The sequence below is a fragment of the Candidatus Paracaedimonas acanthamoebae genome, from assembly GCA_017307065.1.
Classification (GTDB): domain Bacteria; phylum Pseudomonadota; class Alphaproteobacteria; order Caedimonadales; family Caedimonadaceae; genus Paracaedimonas; species Paracaedimonas acanthamoebae_A.
Window position 1 is genome coordinate 22921 of record JAFKGL010000021.1, and the last position, 20163, is coordinate 43083.

Below are 20163 nucleotides of genomic sequence, written 5' to 3' on the forward strand. Positions count from 1 at the left end.
TTTACCCATTTATCTCTCCCCTTTTAGTCAATACATCATTGGAATTATCAAGTTTGTCCCACTGCTTTAATTCTTCCGGTAAAGCTTGGGCCCAAGCAGAAATACTTCCTGCGCCTAAACAAACAACCATATCTCCTGAATGTCCGAGCGTCATAATGGTAGAAGCTAGCTCTTCTCTCTCTTGGATGGTAACGACATTCGTGTGATTATGTTTCCTAATATCACTTGCTAATTGCTCATGATGTAGACCAATAATAGGCTCTTCACCAGCGGCGTATATAGGCGCTACAATCACATGATCTGCCTCTTTAAAGCAAGAACAAAAGCTCTCATACAGTTCTTTTAATCGCGAATAACGATGCGGTTGTAAAACAGCAATTATTTTTCCTTGCGAGACTTGTCGTGCGGTTTTTAGAACCACTTCTATTTCGACAGGGTGATGAGCATAATCATCAATAATTGTAATCCCATTCACTTCACCTGTTTTCGTAAAACGGCGTTTAACGCCTTTAAAGCTTGCAAAACCTTTATGAATAGCCATAGGATCAATCCCTAATTCTAAGGCAAGTGCCAAGATTGACAGCGCATTTTGAACATTATGCTCTCCAAACATAGAAAGACGTATGCGAGAAAGATGATTGATACGTACAGCATTCTTACAAATCGTTAAAAAACGCTCAGAAATACAAACATCAAACTGTGAACCTGAAGCATTAAACTCAATATTTTCGGCTTTAATATCCGCATCTTGAGAAAATCCATACGTCACAACTCGCCTATCTGTGAGCCGCGGCAACATGGCCCGTATCTCAGGATGATCAATACAAACGATCCCTAAGCCATAAAAAGGGATGTTTGACAGAAAACTATGAAATGCATCTTTAAGAGCGGAAAAAGAACCATAATGACTCATATGCTCAGGATCGATATTCGTCACAATAGCATGCGTTGCGGGAAGCTTCGTAAAAGTCCCATCTGATTCATCAGCTTCAACAATAATCCATTCACCAGAACCAAGTCGCGCATTTGTTCCATAAGCATTAATAATGCCGCCACTGACAACGGTGGGATCAAGGCCTCCAGCTTCAAGAACTGTGGCTCCTAACGACGTTGTTGACGTCTTTCCATGAGTTCCGGCCACGGCAATTGAAGGCTTTAATCTCATGAGTTCCGCCAACATTTCTGCTCGCCGTACGATAGGAAGAGATAAAATTCGTGCTTGCTGAAGCTCAACATTATCTGACTTTATATCTGACGACACCACAACAAGGGCAGCATCATCAACCTGATGAGACTGATGACCTATAAAAACAGGTATTCCAAGCTTTTTTAAACGTTGGACGTTCGCATTTTCAGTTAAATCGCTGCCTCTTACGGAATAATTAAGGCTATGAAGTACTTCAGCAATGCCGCTCATCCCTATACCACCAATACCTACGAAATGGATGATTCCAACTGATTGTGGACATACTCTCATAAAATTTTAGTCCTTTTTCTTGCTCTATTTGGGGTTAAAACTATATTCAAAATTAAATCTGCTAATTTCTGGCTAGCATCATGGCTTTTAAGACAATTTAAAGATTCACTTGCCCCAAGAAGAATTTCAGGATTCTCAAGCACAGCTTCAAGCATATATTTAAGCCTAGCAGAGGTAAACTGAGACTGGGGAATGGTCCAAGCAGCGCCCTTCTTCTCGAAATTTAAAGCATTCACTGTTTGATGATCATCTTTGGCTTGTTGATAAGGAACAAAGATTGCCGGAAGCCCTCCTGTTGCAACTTCACCGAGGGTGGAAGCCCCTGAACGACTGATCACAAAATCTACTGTCGAAAAAAGCTTCGGAATATCTTTGAAAAAAGATTGGAGATTAACTTTAACGCTCGTTTTCTCGTAAGCTAAGGCAACAGAAGATAAAGTTTCTTGCCGACATTGATGAAAGATCTCGAGACGACGTTGAAGATTTTCAGGCAAAAGGCTTATTGTTTCAGGGATGAGCGCATTAAAAATTTGAGTTCCTTGGCTCCCGCCCAAGATTAAGACTTTCACCACATCATCTTTTTGAGGCGGATGATAGCGGCGTTTATGAAGTTCAGCTATCGAGCGCCTCACGGGCAACCCTGTCATAACAAGTTTTAACGAAGGATAGGAAGGTAAATTCTTTGTTTCGGGCCAAGAAAATGCAAGGTATTTAGCAAAACGCGAAAATAAATGATTCACTCTTCCAGCCACTGCATTTTGCTCATGCAAAATGATAGAAATCCTTAGAAGAAAGGCTGCCCCCAGAGCCGGAAGCGTGGGATAGCCCCCAAACGTCACGACAACAGAAGGCTTAAGACGCCAAAACAACCTTAAACAGAGAAAAGAAGAAACCAATAGAGAAACAATAAAAGTAAAAATACCCTTAAAATTTTTCCGTAAAGGCTGAATAGGAAGTAATTTAATGTTGTCCCAAGCTATTGGCCAATAAGAGGACGCTCGCGAATCCGTTAAAATGAAAATATGCTCTCCTTTTTCTAAGAGAGTTTCCGCAAGGGAGATGGCAGGAAATACGTGCCCTCCTGTTCCTGCGCCAACAATGATAATAGGCCTCTTCATCATCAGCCTTCTCCTTGTAGACGACGACGCGTTAAACCAAGCACCATTCCAAATCCCATAGCCAAAGCTAACATTGAAGATCCCCCATAACTAATAAAAGGAAGGGTCATTCCTTTTGTTGGAATAAGTCCTAATGTAGATGCAATATTAATCATTGCTTGGATCCCTAATTCCATAATGAGACCTGATACGGCAATCACAATAAAAAGATTATTTTCATTCAGCATACGGCTAATTGTTCTTAAGACAAGAAAAGCAAAAAGCCCTAAAATAATGATGCAAAGTACAAAACCAAATTCTTCTGCAGCAACCGCATAAATGAAATCAGCATGAGCATCTGGCAAATGTTTTTTGACAGTGCCCTCACCTGGTCCTTGCCCTAAAAATCCCCCATTCATAAAGGCCTCTAAAGATTGCGTAATCTGATAGCGGTCAGAATATTTATCCCCCGCATCCCGATCTAAAAACCGATCAATTCGTTGTGTGACATGAGGAAAAAGAAAATAAGCCCCAAATAATACACCTACACTCGAAGCAGCCGCAATCAAGACCCATAAAACAGGAAGTCCTGCTAAGAAAAATTGTCCAAACATCGTAATCGTCATCAGAACAACCATTCCCATATCAGGTTGTAAAAGGAGCAAGAGAACAGCAAAACCATAAAATCCTAAGGCTAAAATATTCCCTGGAAACCGAGAATTAACTTCTCGCTCTGATAACATCCATGCACTTAAAACCACAACGGCAGGCTTAATAAACTCTGAAGGTTGAATTGAGAAGCCTCCAAAATTTAACCACCGACGCGCGCCTTTAATTTCAACCCCAAAGAAATATGTCATTATTAAAAAAAGAATTCCAATGGCATAAACAATAAAAGAAAAACGACGGATTTTTTGAATATCCATCGTGGAGACAAAAAAAATAATTGCAAAAACAGGAATGAGATAAAGAGCGTGCCGTTTTACAAAATAAAAAGAGTCCAGATGAAGACGCTCAGCCACAGCAGGACTTGCAGCCATTGTTAGAAAAAATCCTATTCCAAGTAAAAAACTCACAGTTGCCAATAACCAATGATCAACTGTCCACCACCAACGACCTAAAATGCTATTATCTGTACGGGCGAAAGGAGTTGTCATGATGCGTCTAACTTTCTGGATAATCCCGCTACTAAATCCTTAAAAACTTCTCCTCGATGCTCAAAATCTTTAAATTGATCCCAACTTGCGCAGGCGGGTGACAGCAAAATGTAAAGAGGACGTTGTTGACAAGAAACTGCACTAGAATAAGCTTCTTGAACTGCTGTGGAAAGGTCATGGCATCGAAGATAAGGAACTCTCCCCTCTAAAAATTCTGCAAATCGAGATTCTGCTTCACCAATTAAAAAGGCTTTTTGAATCCGTGAAAAATATTGCTCAAGCCCCTCAAGACCGTTATCTTTAGCTCGCCCACCAAGAATCCAAAAGATATTAGCTTCATAACAAGCTAAGGCTTTCGCAGTTGCATCACTGTTCGTTGCTTTACTATCATTAATAAAATGGATTCCTTCAAAGGCTGCGACTTCTTGAAGTCGATGAGGAAGATTTTGAAAAGTTTGTAATCCTTCGATAAATTGTTCTCTACGGATACCTTCTAAGCAGGCAACAGTATACGCCACAGCAATATTCTGCCAGTTATGGCTTCCTGGTAAAATAGACAGGGTCTTTAAATCCAAAATTTCTTCGGCTTTACCTTCCCGATTATCGATTAAAAAGCCATCAACAACATATATACCGTTGGAAATCGGCCTTTTTACTGAAACAGGCACAACCATATGTGTTTTTTGTTCTAAAAGCTTCTCATAGAGCGCTATGCATTCTTCATCATCAACACCAATAACAGTATGCTTAGGTCCTGTTTGGAGGTCAAAAATTCGTTTTTTAGCCTCTATATAGCCTGCCATATTTCCATGGCGTTCTAAATGATCAGGAGTGATGTTTAAGAGAACAGCCGTTTTTAAAAAAGGCGTAAATACTCTCTCAAGTTGGTAGGAAGACAATTCAAGCACATAGGTTCCATCTTCTCCTAAAGATCTCAGATCGAGTGCAGCTTTACCGATGTTTCCACCGACTTCAACTTGATGATGAGAAGCCTTAAGGAGATGAGAAATAAGCCATGTTGTGGTCGATTTACCATTTGTCCCAGTAATACCAATAAAATTGGCCTCTTTTTGTGTCTTTGCAAGTAATTCAATATCACAAATAATGGGAACACCAGCTTGATTTGCCTTCACTGCATCGGGGTGGGTAGCCGCAATGCCTGGACTCAAAACCAGCGCTGATATTTGATCCCATTCAACCGCTTTTAAATCAAAAATAGGCACTCCATGAACTTCGGCTTGCAAACGTGAATCAGGATTATCATCCCAAGCAAAGACTTGCGCCCCTCCTAACTTAAGAGCTAAAGCAGCAGAATTCCCGGTCCGCCCCAGACCAAGAATAGCAATTTTCTGATTTTCAAATCCTGCGACTTTTATCATCTTATCTCAGCTTTAAGGTAGAAAGGCCGATGAGAGCCAAAATAGTTGCAATAATCCAAAAACGAATCACAATTGTCTGTTCAGTCCATCCTTTTTTTTCAAAATGATGATGAATGGGCGCCATAAGAAAAATACGTTTCTTTGTCATCTTATAATAGCCTACCTGCAAAATGACTGAGACCGCTTCTAAGACAAAAAGGCCACCAATAATAAAAAGAACAAGTTCATGTTTTGTAATGATACTGATTGTTCCAAGAGCCCCCCCGAGGGCGAGTGATCCCGTATCCCCCATAAAAACTTGAGCAGGAGGTGCATTAAACCATAAAAAACCTAAACTTGCACCGACAATTGCCCCACATATCACAGCAAGTTCACCCGCACCAGAAACATAAGAAATTTGAAGATAATTGGCGAATACATGATTCCCAACCAAATACGCGATCAATGTAAAACATAACGCGGCAATCATCACAGAACCAATGGCTAATCCATCAAGCCCATCTGTTAGATTAACTGCATTAGAAGACCCAATCATCACACACAAAGCAAAAGGAATAAAAAACCAACCAAGATCTAAGCCCACATTTTTCAAAAATGGGATTGAGACAATTGTTGTTAAGCCATTCGGACTCCCCTGCAGAATAAAAATCAAAGCAACACTAGAGATAAGTCCTTGCCATACAAGTTTTTTCTTGCCCGAAAGTCCTTTTGAATTTCGTTTAGTTAATTTTAAGTAATCATCTATACTTCCTAAAAAACCAAAACCTAAAGTTACAAACAAAACAGCCCATATATAAACGTCGGTTAAGTTCGCCCATAACAACACACTCAAACCAATGGCAAAAAGGATAAGCCCTCCGCCCATGGTGGGGGTTCCTTTTTTTGTCATCAAATGTGAGGCCGGACCATCTTCACGAATAGGCTGCCCTTCTCCTTGTTTGCTTTTAAGCCACCGTATAAAACGGGGACCCAAAATGAAACTAATCAAAAGGGCCGTTAAAATAGCACCCCCCGTCCTAAACGTAATATAGCGAAAAATATTAAAAGGTTGAAAAGTTGACGCATAAGGATAAAGAAGATGATAAAACATGCCTAAATACCCTCTACTTCATGATCAAGATTTAAGAGAGCCTCAACAAAAGCATACATACGCCCACGATGAGCATACTGCCCTTTGGACCCTTTGATCATAAAAATATCTCCCGCTTGTGCACATCTCACAACCGTTGGCACAAGATCAGTCACTTCTAAAGTATGAGCCCCTCTCATCCCCTCAGGAAGACTGTGATGGAGATGTTCCATTTTTTCTCCACAAGTAAAAACAAGATCAACCTTATTTGCGATTAAGTCTAGTTTAAGCCCCTCATGAATTTCTTGAGCTTTAGGGCCTAATTCTCGCATATCTCCTAAAATTGCAATTCTTCTTCCTGTGCCTTGAGGAACTAATGCTCCCAACACTTTTAGAGCCGCCCGCATTGAATCAGGACCTGCATTATAACTTTCATCAATCACTGTAATATGGCTATGCCCTAATTTTACGTGATGTTGTACCCCGCGTCCTTCAGGCAAAACTAAATTTGAAAACAATTTTGACGCTTCAATTACATTTAAACCGAGCGCCTTCATCACCCCCAGCACACCCAAGCTATTAAGAGCCCAGTGCTCTCCAGCAGCAGGAATACGGTAAGAAAAAAGTGTTTCATCTACCTTAGCTTCAACCCACAACCATCCCTCATCCATCATGCATTTTATTAAGCAGCAATCCGCTTCCTCATGGTACCCAAAAGTAACAATTTTAAGTTTTTTAGCTTTAGCCGCAGTGGCAGCTTGGGAATACATTGAATCATCGCGATTAAGAACAGCTGTTCCTCCCTCTGCCATTCCTGCAAAAATCTCAGCCTTCTCAGCCGCAATATTTTCTAGAGATCCTAAATGCTCAATATGCATTTCACGAATTGTTGTAATAAGAGCAACATGGGGTCGTGCAATCTGCGATAAAGGCGCAATCTCCCCGGCATGATTCATTCCCATTTCAATCACAGCGAAATCAAGGTTTGGCGCTATATTTGAAACCGTAAAAGGAACTCCCCAATGATTATTAAAGCTTCGCTCGCTTGCTTGCACTGATCCAAAAAAACTTAGCAAAAGAGCTGTCGCATCTTTCGTCCCTGTTTTACCAAAACTTCCTGTAATCGCAACTATTTTAGCTTGGGACCGAGTCCGCGCGGCACTTGCCAAATCATTCAGGGCCTTGAAAGTATCTTTCACAAGAATAAGGCGAGAATCTTCTTCAAATCCTGGAGGCACTCGATCAACAACAGCACCCACAGCTCCTGCCTTAAAAGCAGCGTCAATATACTCAACGCCATCAAGTTTAGGCCCCTTTAAGGCAATAAAAAGATCTTTAGGATTTAACTCCCTAGAATCTTTTCCAACTCCTGTTGCTATCCACGTGCCTTTTGTCTCTGCTCCTACCGCTTGAGCCACCTCTTGGGCGGTCCATATCGTTTTCATCTGCTCCCTCTCTCCATCCTCGCAAGGACTTCTTGCGCCACACTTCGATCACAAAAGGGATAATTTACAGATCCAATAAGTTGCCCTTGCTCATGCCCTTTTCCAGCAATTAAACAAATATCCCCCGCTTTAGCATTCTGAATAGCGTAGACTATAGCATCTTCTCGAGGCGCAATTTCATAAGCGTGAGGCGCCCCCTCTAAAATCTGATGACGGATGACCTGAGGATCTTCAGAACGCGGATTATCATCGGTCACAATAACACATTCAGCATTCTCAGCGGCTATTTTCCCCATCATTTTACGTTTAGCCTGATCTCGATCACCTCCACAGCCAAAAACAACAAATACTTTTCCATAGGCATGCGCTCGAAGTGATTTTAATACTGTCTCTAAAGCCAATGGTTTGTGAGCATAATCAACAAAAATAGAAGCACCAGCTTTCGACTGACCTATAAATTCCATACGACCTTTTACACCTTGAAGACTCTCTAAAACCTTTACAACGTCTTCACAATAAGCCCCTGCCCCTGTCACAATAGCAAATGCAGTCAACACATTTTCAATCTGGAATTGCCCTACCAAAGGCAAGAAAACATCATAAGTTTTTCCAAATGCTTTAAAAGAAACTTGATTCCCTTGATGTTCAGTCACAACTTTTTGCACATAAATATCGCTATTTTCATGCCCCGTAGTGATGAGATTTAATCCCCTCTGCCTGCAGATTTTTGCAATTTCTTCTCCAAAACTCATCCCTACATTTACGACAGCGGTTCCTTGCAAATTCAACACTTCTTTAAAAAGGCGTGCCTTTGCTTGGAAATAAGCTTCCATTGTTTTATGATAATCAAGATGCTCATGACTTAGGTTTGTAAAAGCAGCCACTTTGAAGTGGATATGTTCTGCCCGAAACATATCCAATCCATGGCTAGAAACTTCGATTGCTAGATGATTCACATCTTGTATTTTTAAATTTTCAAGAAGAGGATAAAGAATTAAAGGATCTGGAGTCGAATAAGAAAACTCCATAAGCTCGTTTTTCTCGACATTTGTTCCCTGGACTCCTAACGTTCCAAGGGAAGCTGATTTAAATCCCAGGAATTCCCAAAGTTGCCGTGTAAAAGAAGCAACTGATGTTTTGCCATTTGTACCCGTGATACCTGCAATAATACTTGGTTGAGTTGAAAATAATTGATTTGCGAGTGAACTCGCCATCAAACGACTATTTTCAATTTCAAAAATCGCCGCCTTCTTCACCTCAATAAGTTCAAGAAGTTCATTACCTAAAACTGTTTCTTTTTGCACCAGGACGATACTTGCACCGCGTTGAATTGCTTCAAAAATATTATGCTCAATACTTTTATTTGAAAGAGACGGAATAGCTAGGAAAAGATCGTTCTCTTGAACTTGACGCGAATCAACCTGAAGGGTCTTAAATAGAAGCGACTCTGAGAGAGATTTTCCCTTCACATCTTCTTGGGTTAAAAAATCAACAAGTCGTTTCATAAAGTTCTCTAAAATTTTACACTACGTAAAAATGCATCAGGCATCTCATCTTCTTTATCACTCGGAGCCAATCCCAATATTGGGGCCATTCTGGCAATAATCCTACCCCCAATAGGGGCAGCATTCCATCCAGCATTATTAAATCCATAGGTTTTTTGCAAGCGTTTTGGATCATCAAGCATTACATAAACAATATACCGAGGTTTATCATATCCATTCCCCAAAACACCAACAAAATTTACCATAACTTTGTCTTTTTGGTAACCTCTCCCCGCACGTAAGTTAGCTGTTCCTGTTTTTGCAAAAATCATATACCCAGGCACATTTGCTTTTCGGCTGGTTCCATTTTTTACAACCAATCTCATTAATTCACGCATGATACGTGAAGTTTTTTCCGAGACCACTCGCTCTCCTTGAGGCGCTTGACCTTGACGTTTGAGTAAAGTTGGGAACTTCTTTAAGCCCCCCCCTATAATTGTCCCGACCCCTGTCACTAATTGAAGAGGACTAATAGATAACCCATACCCATAAGAAATGGTAATTGTTGCAGGATCATTCCATATTTTTGGAAGAAGCGGAGCTCCAACTTCAGGCAATTCAAATTGAGGTGCATTAAGATAACCTAATTTCTGCATAAAGTTCTTTTGTTTTTCAGACCCAGCCTTTAAGGCCATTTTAGCGGCCCCAATGTTTGAAGAATATACAAAAATTTTCGCTACATTGAGCCATTCGTTTCTTCCTCTAAAATCAGTTACTTTAAATCGTCCAACTTGAAGGGGATGGGTAGCATCAAACTCTGAAGCTAACGTCACTGCTCCGGATTCTAGTGCCATGGCTGTATTCGTGACTTTCATGGTGGAACCCATTTCATAAATTCCCAAGGTTACTTTATTAAAAAGTTCATCCTGGGTTGCTTGGGAGGCATGATTAGGATCAAAATCAGGTAAAGACGTCATTCCAAGGACTTCACCTGTAGATACATCAAAAATAATACCGCATCCTCCACGAGCTCCAAATTCTTGGATCCCTTTAGAAATTTCATCTTTTAAAATATGTTGCAGACGAAGATCTAAGCTTAATTGAACAGGTTCTGCCTTTGTTCTAAGGGACGTATCTAAGCTCTTTTCAACGCCAGAGATTCCATGATTATCCACGTCTGTATATCCCAAAATATGGGCAGCTAAACGACCTTGCGGGTAAATACGACGCTCATCCCGCATAAAACTAAGCCCCGGAATACCTAAACGCAAAATATTAAGCCGTTGCCCAGGCGTTAAATGACGAGCAATCCATATAAAACGTCGATTTGACGAAAGCCTCTTAATCAAATCATTTCTTTTTAAATTAGGCAAAACTGTCAGGATTCTATCTGCAACCACCTGAGGATTTTGAATAATTTTACAATTTGCATGAAGTGAAGAAGTAATAATGGTTGTTGCCAGGACTTCCCCATTTCGATCCGTAATATTGGCGCGCCCCATATAAACGGGCTTGGATAAATCTTGCTCAACTAAAGCGGGTTCAGCACCATCTCTTAAGACGGTCACCATAAAAAGACGCCCTGCAATAATCAACGTCGCGAAACAAAAGAAAACGGAGGCGATCAAAAGCCTTGTACGAGCACAATCTAAGGCCCCTTTAAAAGGCGAAATTCCTCTTTCACGACTAAATGAAGAAGAATTCGATGAAAAAGATTGAAACTCCATTTTTAACTTTCACTGAGGTTCAGAAAAATTAGCCAGTCGAAGAGGCTCAGACTCCTCGAAAGCCCGACTTGGCAATTGCTCATAAGAAACAAGTTGAGTTCCTTTTAAGGGCATCGATCCAAGATGAGTCTCAACTAACATTTGTAAGCGACTAGGCTCATTTAAATAACTCCATTCTGCGCCCAAAAGCTGGAGAGATTCCTCTGTTCTACGAATATCACCTTGAGCCAAAATTAAACTTTGCTCGATTGAGATCACTCGCTGTTTTACAGTATAATTTACGATCCCTAATATGAGCGCTATTAATGCAAAAATGAGTGTTGATCTTCTCATAATGAAACTTCTCCTTGATCTGGTGACCCAGATGCTAATTTCTCAGCCACCCTCAACTTTGCAGAACGCGAACGTGGATTTTTGCTAATCTCTTCTGAGCTTGCCTGAAGAGGCTTTGCTGTTAATATTTTTAAGGTTGACTTATTAGAAGTTGGTAACGCAGGAAGATGACGTGACACTTGCTTTGGAGCTTGAGATTTCTGTCTAAAAAAATCTTTGACTATCCGATCTTCAAGCGAATGAAAACTGACCACCACCAAGCGCCCTCCAGGCGCAAGCAAAGCTTCTGCCGCTTTTAATCCTTCTGAAAGCTCTTCAAGCTCATGATTGACATAAATCCTTAACCCTTGAAAGGTCCGTGTCGCAGGATCAATTCCATCTCGACTTTTAGGGACAACAGAGCGAACAATATTTGCCAATTGTAAAGTTGTCGTAATTATTTCTTCCAAACGCGCCTTTACAATAGCGCGAGCAATACGTCGCGCATATCTTTCTTCGCCATAATTAAAGATGATATCGCTTAATTGCTCTTCAGAGTAATGATTAACTATTTCTGCAGCTGTTGCTCCTTCTTGCCCCATTCGCATATCGAGCGGCCCTTCAAATCGAAAGGAAAAACCGCGCTCTTTTTGATCAAGTTGAGGCGAAGAAACGCCAAGATCTAAAGCAATCCCATCAACGGCTTCAATACCTTGACTTTGAAGGAGTTCTTTCATTTCACTAAAACGGCCATGAATCATTTTAAAACGAGAATTTTCTTGCTCTAAATCCCAACCAAGCTTGACGGCTTGAGGATCTCGATCAATTCCAAAAACGGCACATGAGGCCTGCTGAAGAATAGCGCGAGAATATCCACCCATCCCAAAAGTACCATCCACATAAATGCCATTAGGATGAAGTGAAAGAGAAGAAAGAACCTCATTAAGCATAACCGGAATGTGTGAGTTTTGAGATGCTTGAGAAGGCAACAACATTAGGATCGGTCCTCATGCAAAGAACCAGGGGCCAATTTTAGAGTTGCTTGACGCTCATGAATGCGTTCACGCGCTTTATTTTGATGAGCCTCAAAGCGATCTGGATGCCAGATCTGAAATGTTGCACCTCGACCAACAAAAGCCGCGGTATCTTCAATTTCAGCAAACGTCACAAGCGCTTTTGGCAAGATTATGCGGCCATCTCCATCAAAGGGGATTTGCTCTGCATCTGCAAAGATTGCAGCAGAAAAATCATCTTGAGCTTCAGAAAAAATATCGAGCTGGTCGACACTTTTGCTCATTTGCTCCATGCGAGAAAAACTACAACATTCGATTGCCGGAAATTTATAAGACCGAAAAGCAATAAATCCAGAATAACCCTCTTGAGAAAGCGTGGCACGATAAGAAGCAGGAACTGAAATTCGTCCCTTCTTATCAAGTTTGTTCAAATAGGTTGAGAGAAACAGAGCCATCTTCTACTCAATACTTTCTCTTGCCAAATAAAGTTAAAGTTATCGTTGCCTGGTCAGATATGGGATAGCATGGGATTATCTGGGAGTCAATGGAGATTTTTTGGGAAAAACATCGTTTCCACAGAGTTATCCACAGCCCAACAATAAAAGACTTCAAAAAAATTATTTCTTAAAATCAAAAACTTAAATATCAATAATGAGAAAAAGATAGAGGGATAAATAATAATCTCTAAAAAAAATTCACAGGCCTTTAAATAAACACTTTAAAGCCAAAATATTCATCAAAAATTAACTTGGGTTAATTTTCCGTTAACGAATGATTAACAGATCCCTAATATAAGTGATATGGAATCTCTCAGCGAGCCACTTTTAATAGAAAAAAACCCCCAAGGAAATCAACCAACTGTCAAAAGATAAAATAAAGTTATATTGAAGAATAAAATCAAAAAATAAGCCCTCACTCTCTAATTACTACAAAAATGTTCTTATATTGACAATAATACAGTAGTCTTTACAGTTGTATGGATTTTAATAGGGGGAAAAGTATGAGAAAATTCTTTATCACGGTATGTGCATTTTTATATTCAACCAACTTATACGCAACCTACCCTTTAAAAGATGAGATTACTTTTTTTAATGTTGGCCAAGGTCATGCAGTTCTCGTCAATAAGATTGGCTATACTCCTCTATTGATTGATGCTGGATCAGATGGACGGCCTTATGCACAAGGTGAGACTTATGAATGGAAAACCTATCCTGAACCTCTTCTCATTGGACAGATCAGTAGAAAGATACTCGACTGTTGGCAGCAATCTCATGGCGGGGTATTGCAAGGTGGTGATTACCATTTAAATATTATTGTGACGCACCCTGATAAAGATCATAAAGATTTTATTCCTTCAGTTTTATCTCAAATTTGCTCAATTCAGCCTCATAATAATTTTACTTTCTCAATTAAGGCATTATTAGGAGGAAATGACACACTTTATCCACAAGGATTCTTAGGAGGTTATGCGTTTTGGTATTCTTCTACTTATTTAGGACTCTATTCCAGAGGTGTTTGTGGTTTCTTAGAAACAAGCGGATGTATAACTCATCTGTATTGTCCTGAAGGAATTAAAAGCGATGATAATAGATGGAGTATTATTACACGAATTCAATTAGATGGCATTTCAGCCATATTGACAGGAGATGCAAATAGGACTGTTAAAAATCAAATGCTCACTTCATTAGCTGGAAGAACAAATGAAATTGAATCAGATATTTTACTTGCCCCTCATCATGGATCAGACAATGACACATATTGTGAATCATGGGATCAAGCTGTTAACCCTCAAGCAATTATTATAGGGGCTGCCCCTAATAACGGCCAAAATGGATATGGTCATCCTAGAGCAAGCATCATCTTAAAACACTTAGAGCTTTTACAGGGAAACGGGCGCCTTTGGGCGCAAAATGTTATGCCACATTGTATACTTTATCGCGGCGACCAAGCATTACATGAAACTATTCAACATAAATTTTCCCAAGCAAAACCAGAACCAAGATTATTTGATAAAGTCCCAAACTTTTCATGGGAACATGCAACAGAAATGGAAAAATGGCATCTAGTATGGGCTGATATTCCAATATATACTTTATGGACAACTGGTACATTAGTCTTTAGTGAAAATCCTCAAACACCACGCTATCTTGATGCTCCAAATGGATTAATGACTTATGTTGCAGTACCAGAACCTAAATATTTTCTAAGTCCTGTACAACGAGATCGTGAACCAGCTTTAATAGAATTTGTAACCGAATTTTCGATCAATGGCGATGGAGATGCAGAGAAAACTAACGAATTAAAACAGTATATTAGAACTTTTTCATCTGAAGCAGAAGTTTTTTTATTAAAAGAAAGCCTTGTTCTGAAAGAAGGCTTATCTCTCTATAAAAATAGAGCCAAAATTTTAAATACTTTATTAGAAATCCCCTCTTCGGAAAGAAATGCACTATTTAAACTTGTAAAACCTTTAATCCAATCTAATACAAGAAATTTTAGCGCAAGGTATCGCATTTTTGATTCTTTGAAATCTATTATTTCTGGTGAGCGTGCATCCTTTATAATATTTTTGAGGGAACATTTTTTTCTTGAACCTAAAGATGCAGCAAGAACTGCAAAAGCCATCGAAACTTTTTCTCAATTTCCTCTCAACGAAGCTGAAGAAATCATGCAATTAATCCAACAAATATATCCCACTCTTAGCGCCCTTTCTACACGTGAAAGAGATAGCGCACTTGCCATGGTAGCTGCTATGCATTCTATAAGCCCAACAAGACGTACACCTGTATTTAGTACTGCTATGCCCTTTATAATGCCTCATGGCAGTTATTTAGCTGAATATCCTAAAGCATGCTTCCATGATCAAGATGATAATTCATCATTAATAAACTTATTTAAGGATGAAGAAAATTTGGTTGGATTTTCAAGCAAACTGCAAGAAGCCTTTCAGTACTTAACGAATGATCAGTTTCCTGACCTTTACAAGGAAAATAAACACTTTTTTATACAAGCTCTTAAAGAAATTCCAGCTACAGATCGAATCAATTTTCTAACAAAAGTTCTACCTTTATTTTCAATTATTTCTCTATTAGAACATCATGAAAATTGGACTCTTTCTATGAGAGCCCAAAAGTTGGCTAAAATTTATGGCGAACCAAATTTCTCTCTTAAAATCGATTATTGTATACGACAAATACAACAAGGGAGATTTTTATCTATTAAAGATTTTGATGGATTGCTAAGTTTCAGTGAAAAATATGCCGAGAAGAAAGCTGCAAAGTCAACAACAGAGGCAACTTCATAGTACAAGGAACTTAAGGGCGATTGCAATCAACTAGCTATTGTCAAGAATCACTTTCGATGCCTCCCTCCCCGTACAGTAATTAGGCGCCCTTTAATCTCTTCTAATGGCTCAAACCTTGCCTCTGTAAGAATTTCCACCTCCCTTTTCCTACAAATTATTGGCGGCGATCTTTACTGTTACCACATCACCCATTGCAATAAAGGATGCGGTTGAACCAATGAGCGACGACTCAAATAACGCTCAAGCGCTTCCACAATTTCCTGCTCTTCTTCATCTACCATGATATTCTCTAATTTCTTTCCTTCAGTCACGTCTAATGCCATCCAAGCTTCCTATTATTTATTTCGATTATTTGTTGTTTTACACATCTTTGAAGTCATCAAGAGGAAGACAGAAGAAAATCCCCCCTCTTAAAGTTACATCTTCATTCTGATAAGCTTAGTGTAATTTCCAATAAAAAGATGAAGATTGCTCTTACCTTCTTCTCTCTACTTGCCCCTTATCAGAAAGAAAGGAAGCGCCATTTTTTAGAGCGCCAAGTAATCACCAAAATTTTCTTCCCGCTCTAATTCCGCCCTTGAAATAACTTAAAAGTCACCTCAAAGATCATCAAGACCTTTCAATAATGCACTCCCAAAATTCTGGACATGAGAAAGTGTTTCTCAAAAATGAGGTTCATTTAACCTTTAAAAACACAATTCCTTAACGAATTATTAAAATTCCCCTCACCCATGAGCTCCCCTCATCACACCAAAGAACAACCATAAAACAAGGTATCGTTGTAAGCTTAGAATCCTTTTCTAAGCTTACTTTTATACTGTATCAAAAATAGTTACAAATATCAATAAAAACCGTTACTGAATTTAATTTTTTTTGACATTCGTTCGATTTTTAAACCTTTTGTTAACTATTTTCTGCAACGCTATCATAGGGAACGGGGAGAATAATAAATGTTAAAAATGTTTAAATACGAGTTAATCGTACTCGCACTTGCTTTTTGTGCGCTTCAATATGGCCGACTTCAAAACGATACAACCTCTCGCTCTTTTTTACAAAGCGACCGAGGAAATGATGAAATCCAAGACTCAACCGAGTGGGTAGAAGATGCTGAAATCAGAGTATCAGCTGACGAAACCAACATTACAGCTATGGAACAATTTTTAAGTGTTTCTGCAAAGTTAAATGCGGCGGCAAGCTCTTCAAATAAATCTCAAGTTGAAATTTAGCTTTTCCAAGAATGAAGAAATTTTTGTATGAAGTATCACACACCTTCATACAAAAATATCTCTCATTCTAAAGCTTGATTATTTGCTAAAACTACAATTCTAGACACTATAAAGTTGTCTAGTTAATTTAAATTAAGCTTATCCAAAACTATATTAATCCTATATTTTCTTATAGTTAATTATATCATGCGCTAAATTCATAATAAATATTCAAAAACGTCACTTGAATATTATCTATTCATACCTAAATCTATTTTATGAGAAGCATACTTATAAGGAGATTAGGATGAATAAGACATTAAAGACACTAACTTACTTAGCCTGGACTTTAACAACCATCGGGTCTACGACTGATTTACTTGCAAACGATGATTTCCGCGAAGACAACAAAGCCCCTCTCACCCGCAATTATGCCTTAGAAGGTGTTAATCACCTCTGGGAAGCTAGCAAAAACGCAGTATACGCTGCTGGCAGCCTTGGATACGATGTTGTGATGTTTGGGAATGGTGCCTTCAAAGGAGCTTCCGCTGCAATTCATGCTTGTAGTAGTCTTATTGCTGACAAAGATGAAACCGCAAATATCGCACGCAAAGAAGCCTCAATAAACCTTAAAGAAGCTAAAGACGATATATATAAAGGAATCACCAATATTCCCACGGCGTTAAGCTATCTTTATAAGGCTACAACTTCTTTAGGGTATGGTCTTTATGATTTAGGCGTTGCTGGGACGCATGGCGTTCAAACTGCAAGTCATGGCTTAAGTTCTGGATGGAACTATGTTTCTCAATGGTGGCAAACAAGCAAGTCTGAAGTCATCCATAAAAAAGCCAAAGTAGAAAACGATGACTCCAACAAAGCCCTCATACTCTACAAGCCTCGTCATATAGCTTAATTCATACCTTAACATGAGGTGTTATTGTTAAAAATAGCGCCTCATACGAAGTAAAAAACATCCATACCAAAATAAAATACTTTAATTTTTATAATAAAAAATGTATAATTAAAATATAATCAGGGGGAAATTTAAAATGAAAAATAAAAATACTTATCTAATTGTTACTTCACTTCTTAGTATTACCCTCTTAAATGCTTGCACAACGAATGAAAAACAATTATCTGGCACCCTCGTAGGAGCCGCAGGAGGTGCCGCCATAGGCTCAATGTTTGGCGGTGGAAGCGGACGTATCTTAGGCGCCGTCATTGGGGCCGGTGCGGGTGGTTTCTTGGGACATGAAGTTGGTAAAAAGATGTAGAGCAGACAGATCCATCTCTATAAAAACAGGGAAACAGAGCCAGGCAATGTCCCTCATAAATTTAGGGGCTGATACCTAATTTATTTCAAGACCTCCTTTTATCATTTCTTCATCTGTTAAAAAGCCTTTTTTGTAGGCATCTCTTCCTACATTAATAATATTTTGAAGATCTGTTACTCCTGAATGGTGGGGAATTTCATGATAAGGTGTACCGATCATTATATAGTAAACAACTTTAAAGATTAGATTAACAGGATAGTCGAACATTTCTTTTGGAAGAAAGACAAGTTTTTGTAATCGTTCGGCTTGTTCACTTAAAAGTTTTGTTTGATCAAACTTTGAAATATTACTTGTATAAAGCTCGTATAAAATTAATAAAGATATCTCACCACTTTTTTGGAAGATCTCAGGATCTTCTCGAGATATCAAAACTTCTTCGGCGGTCAGGTATTCCTCTTGAGAGGCATAAGAAAAAGCTGACGAAACCCCATACTTATCATTTAACGTCACTGTCTTTTGTATTTCCTTCAGATGCTTTCCAAGCATCACGTAATAAATAACTTTAAAAATATTTTCCCTTCCTACTCTATAATGTTGAGTACGATTTTTACAAAAACTCATTAAACGTTCTCTCTGATCTAGGCTCAATCGAGATTCATCAAATTTTAAAATTTTTTCTGCGTAATTCTTATATAACAATGGAGAAATATCTTCGTTTCCTGGCATAACCTCTAGCCTTCCTCCTGAAAATCGTATTTCCTCAGGAGTTAGAAAACCTTCTTCACAAGCCTGAAATCTTATCGCTGAAATATTAGTGATAGCGCTTAATTTTAAAATCTTTGCGATTTCATGATGATTTTTTCCAATCATCACATAATAAACGACTTTAAATGCAGCATAGCTTTTTAGGTTAAAATGCTTGAGGGGCACTTCACAAAGCTTTAACAAACGATCTCTTTGGTCTTCATTCAGTAAAAATTCATTAAAATCTTTAAAACCTTGCGCATATTTGAAGTTGTAAGATTGCTTTTTCTGCGGCTTCCTTACCTGCAAGTTCTCAGATTGAGAAGTTTTTGAACCAGCTGGAACACAACGATATTTCTGAGGAAGTTCCTCCAATGTTGAACTTTGTTGATTCCTTTTGGGTCGTTTTTTGGCAGATGGAAATTCTACTTCTTCCACAGAAGAAGATGACGCATTTAAAGAATAAACACTCAGAAAAAAGAAAATAAGAGAAGTTTTAAGAATTAGTTTTTTATAATTTTTATGGCCGCTTTTCATTCGAATCATCTCTCAAAAAATTAAAAAGCAAGCTTGGTAATCTCTTATTCGTCAACAGATTGCTTTAATTTTATATCTCTTATAGTACCCAGCTACTGGTCAATAATATTTTTATAAACTTCTTCGCAATCCTTGATTTTGCCAATGAGAGCACCTATATATCCTGTATGGTATATTTTCAGAAAGAAAAAAATGTTTTCTGACAAGCTAAAAATTCTCCTCCTTGCCCTCCTGTTTGCTGTAAATCGTCCTGTGAGTATTTATGCATCAGACCAACAACCGATTGAGACGCCAGAAAACACCAAAAAAAGACCGAGACCCGCCGGATCAGAAATTAACGATCTTATCCTCACATATGCTTCTTCTACTCTCCCTTCTTCTCAGGGAAGTAGAGATGACGAAGCCGCGGGGAAACCTGCCTCTAAAGTATCAAAACGAGATGAAAATGCAAAATCTACAGGCGTAGCATCAACCTCTCCGCTGCAACTAGCAACCACCCCCTCTGAAAACGCTTCCTCGAGCCCAGGGGCCACCTTCAGCGCCCCACAGCCACGAAGAAACTATGCTTCTTCTCTAGTCGCAGCCCCCTCAGCCGCCAGCTCAATAAAACCTCCTGAAGAAGAGGAAGAAGCCGCGGAAGTTAAGAAAGTCTTCACCGAAAGCCGCGTTAAGACCAATAGACTCGCCTATTTTTATGGGGATCAGTACTTTGATTTCACTGATTGGGAAACTAAAACGGCTGAAATTTTACGAAAAGTAACTGACGCAATACATAAGAATCTCATTTTAACCAGCATAAATATTGCTTTAGCGCAATTAAGCATAATTTATGAAATTGACTCTAAAGCACACAAGTTCGATTTTATGCTTCCTTACTTTTTTATGAGTCGATTTCCTAAACCAGATGATAAGAAGCTCATCGATGGCACACTTTTATCT

Annotated in this window: 18 protein-coding genes; 5 read left to right on the forward strand and 13 right to left on the reverse strand. The window is 39.0% G+C overall.

Annotation, left to right across the window (positions count from 1 at the left end):
• Position 1: 1 nt before the first annotated feature.
• From J0H12_05470 to mraZ, 11 genes are read right to left on the reverse strand one after another with little or no spacing between them, the layout of a single operon-like run.
• Positions 2-1477 (reverse strand): UDP-N-acetylmuramate--L-alanine ligase, encoded by a 1476-nt coding sequence (locus J0H12_05470; protein ID MBN9413352.1) that lies wholly within the window; start codon positions 1475-1477, stop codon positions 2-4.
• Entirely contained in the window at positions 1474-2598 is a 1125-nt protein-coding gene (locus J0H12_05475) for a UDP-N-acetylglucosamine--N-acetylmuramyl-(pentapeptide) pyrophosphoryl-undecaprenol N-acetylglucosamine transferase (GenBank protein ID MBN9413353.1), read from the reverse strand. The genes J0H12_05470 and J0H12_05475 overlap by 4 nt, the downstream gene beginning before the upstream one ends.
• On the reverse strand, positions 2598-3731 hold the full coding sequence (ftsW, locus tag J0H12_05480; protein ID MBN9413354.1) for a putative lipid II flippase FtsW: 1134 nt from the start codon (positions 3729-3731) through the stop codon (positions 2598-2600). The genes J0H12_05475 and ftsW overlap by 1 nt, the downstream gene beginning before the upstream one ends.
• Positions 3728-5110, reverse strand: a complete 1383-nt coding sequence (locus J0H12_05485) for a UDP-N-acetylmuramoyl-L-alanine--D-glutamate ligase (protein ID MBN9413355.1) — start codon at positions 5108-5110, stop codon at positions 3728-3730. Before J0H12_05485 ends, ftsW begins: the two co-directional genes overlap by 4 nt.
• A 1-nt stretch (position 5111) precedes the next feature.
• The gene (locus J0H12_05490; GenBank protein ID MBN9413356.1) at positions 5112-6200 is read right to left on the reverse strand and encodes a phospho-N-acetylmuramoyl-pentapeptide-transferase; all 1089 of its coding nucleotides are present in this window, start codon (positions 6198-6200) and stop codon (positions 5112-5114) included.
• Between the two features lie 2 nt (positions 6201-6202).
• Positions 6203-7624, reverse strand: a complete 1422-nt coding sequence (gene murF, locus J0H12_05495; protein ID MBN9413357.1) for a UDP-N-acetylmuramoyl-tripeptide--D-alanyl-D-alanine ligase — start codon at positions 7622-7624, stop codon at positions 6203-6205.
• Positions 7621-9129: a UDP-N-acetylmuramoyl-L-alanyl-D-glutamate--2,6-diaminopimelate ligase gene (locus tag J0H12_05500; GenBank protein ID MBN9413358.1), complete on the reverse strand. Its 1509-nt coding sequence runs from the start codon at positions 9127-9129 to the stop codon at positions 7621-7623. The genes murF and J0H12_05500 overlap by 4 nt, the downstream gene beginning before the upstream one ends.
• Before the next feature lie 8 nt (positions 9130-9137).
• On the reverse strand, positions 9138-10835 hold the full coding sequence (locus J0H12_05505; protein ID MBN9413359.1) for a penicillin-binding protein 2: 1698 nt from the start codon (positions 10833-10835) through the stop codon (positions 9138-9140).
• A gap of 9 nt (positions 10836-10844) precedes the next feature.
• Positions 10845-11168 carry a hypothetical protein gene (locus tag J0H12_05510; GenBank protein MBN9413360.1) on the reverse strand — a complete coding sequence of 108 codons (324 nt, stop codon included), beginning with the start codon at positions 11166-11168 and terminating at the stop codon, positions 10845-10847.
• Positions 11165-12142 (reverse strand): 16S rRNA (cytosine(1402)-N(4))-methyltransferase RsmH, encoded by a 978-nt coding sequence (gene rsmH / locus J0H12_05515; protein MBN9413361.1) that lies wholly within the window; start codon positions 12140-12142, stop codon positions 11165-11167. Before rsmH ends, J0H12_05510 begins: the two co-directional genes overlap by 4 nt.
• Complete coding sequence (mraZ, locus tag J0H12_05520; GenBank protein MBN9413362.1) at positions 12142-12615, reverse strand: division/cell wall cluster transcriptional repressor MraZ; 474 nt, start codon at positions 12613-12615, stop codon at positions 12142-12144. Before mraZ ends, rsmH begins: the two co-directional genes overlap by 1 nt.
• 545 nt (positions 12616-13160) lie before the next feature.
• On the opposite strand from mraZ, the gene J0H12_05525 reads away from it, so the two are divergent.
• On the forward strand, positions 13161-15464 hold the full coding sequence (locus tag J0H12_05525) for a hypothetical protein (protein ID MBN9413363.1): 2304 nt from the start codon (positions 13161-13163) through the stop codon (positions 15462-15464).
• 176 nt (positions 15465-15640) lie between these two features.
• Here the strand turns inward: J0H12_05525 and J0H12_05530 are convergent, their stop codons facing one another.
• Positions 15641-15787 carry a hypothetical protein gene (locus tag J0H12_05530; GenBank protein ID MBN9413364.1) on the reverse strand — a complete coding sequence of 49 codons (147 nt, stop codon included), beginning with the start codon at positions 15785-15787 and terminating at the stop codon, positions 15641-15643.
• A 627-nt stretch (positions 15788-16414) separates the two neighbouring features.
• On the opposite strand from J0H12_05530, the gene J0H12_05535 reads away from it, so the two are divergent.
• The 3 genes from J0H12_05535 to J0H12_05545 all read left to right on the forward strand — a co-directional run bounded on the left by J0H12_05535 (position 16415) and on the right by J0H12_05545 (position 17943).
• On the forward strand, positions 16415-16690 hold the full coding sequence (locus J0H12_05535; GenBank protein ID MBN9413365.1) for a hypothetical protein: 276 nt from the start codon (positions 16415-16417) through the stop codon (positions 16688-16690).
• Positions 16691-16976: 286 nt separating this feature from the next.
• The gene (locus J0H12_05540; GenBank protein MBN9413366.1) at positions 16977-17582 is read left to right on the forward strand and encodes a hypothetical protein; all 606 of its coding nucleotides are present in this window, start codon (positions 16977-16979) and stop codon (positions 17580-17582) included.
• Positions 17583-17718: 136 nt separating this feature from the next.
• The gene (locus J0H12_05545) at positions 17719-17943 is read left to right on the forward strand and encodes a glycine zipper 2TM domain-containing protein (GenBank protein ID MBN9413367.1); all 225 of its coding nucleotides are present in this window, start codon (positions 17719-17721) and stop codon (positions 17941-17943) included.
• 75 nt (positions 17944-18018) lie between these two features.
• Here the strand turns inward: J0H12_05545 and J0H12_05550 are convergent, their stop codons facing one another.
• The gene (locus J0H12_05550; GenBank protein MBN9413368.1) at positions 18019-19224 is read right to left on the reverse strand and encodes a hypothetical protein; all 1206 of its coding nucleotides are present in this window, start codon (positions 19222-19224) and stop codon (positions 18019-18021) included.
• A gap of 192 nt (positions 19225-19416) precedes the next feature.
• On the opposite strand from J0H12_05550, the gene J0H12_05555 reads away from it, so the two are divergent.
• A partial coding sequence (locus J0H12_05555; GenBank protein ID MBN9413369.1) for a hypothetical protein occupies positions 19417-20163 on the forward strand: 747 nt, incomplete at its 3' end.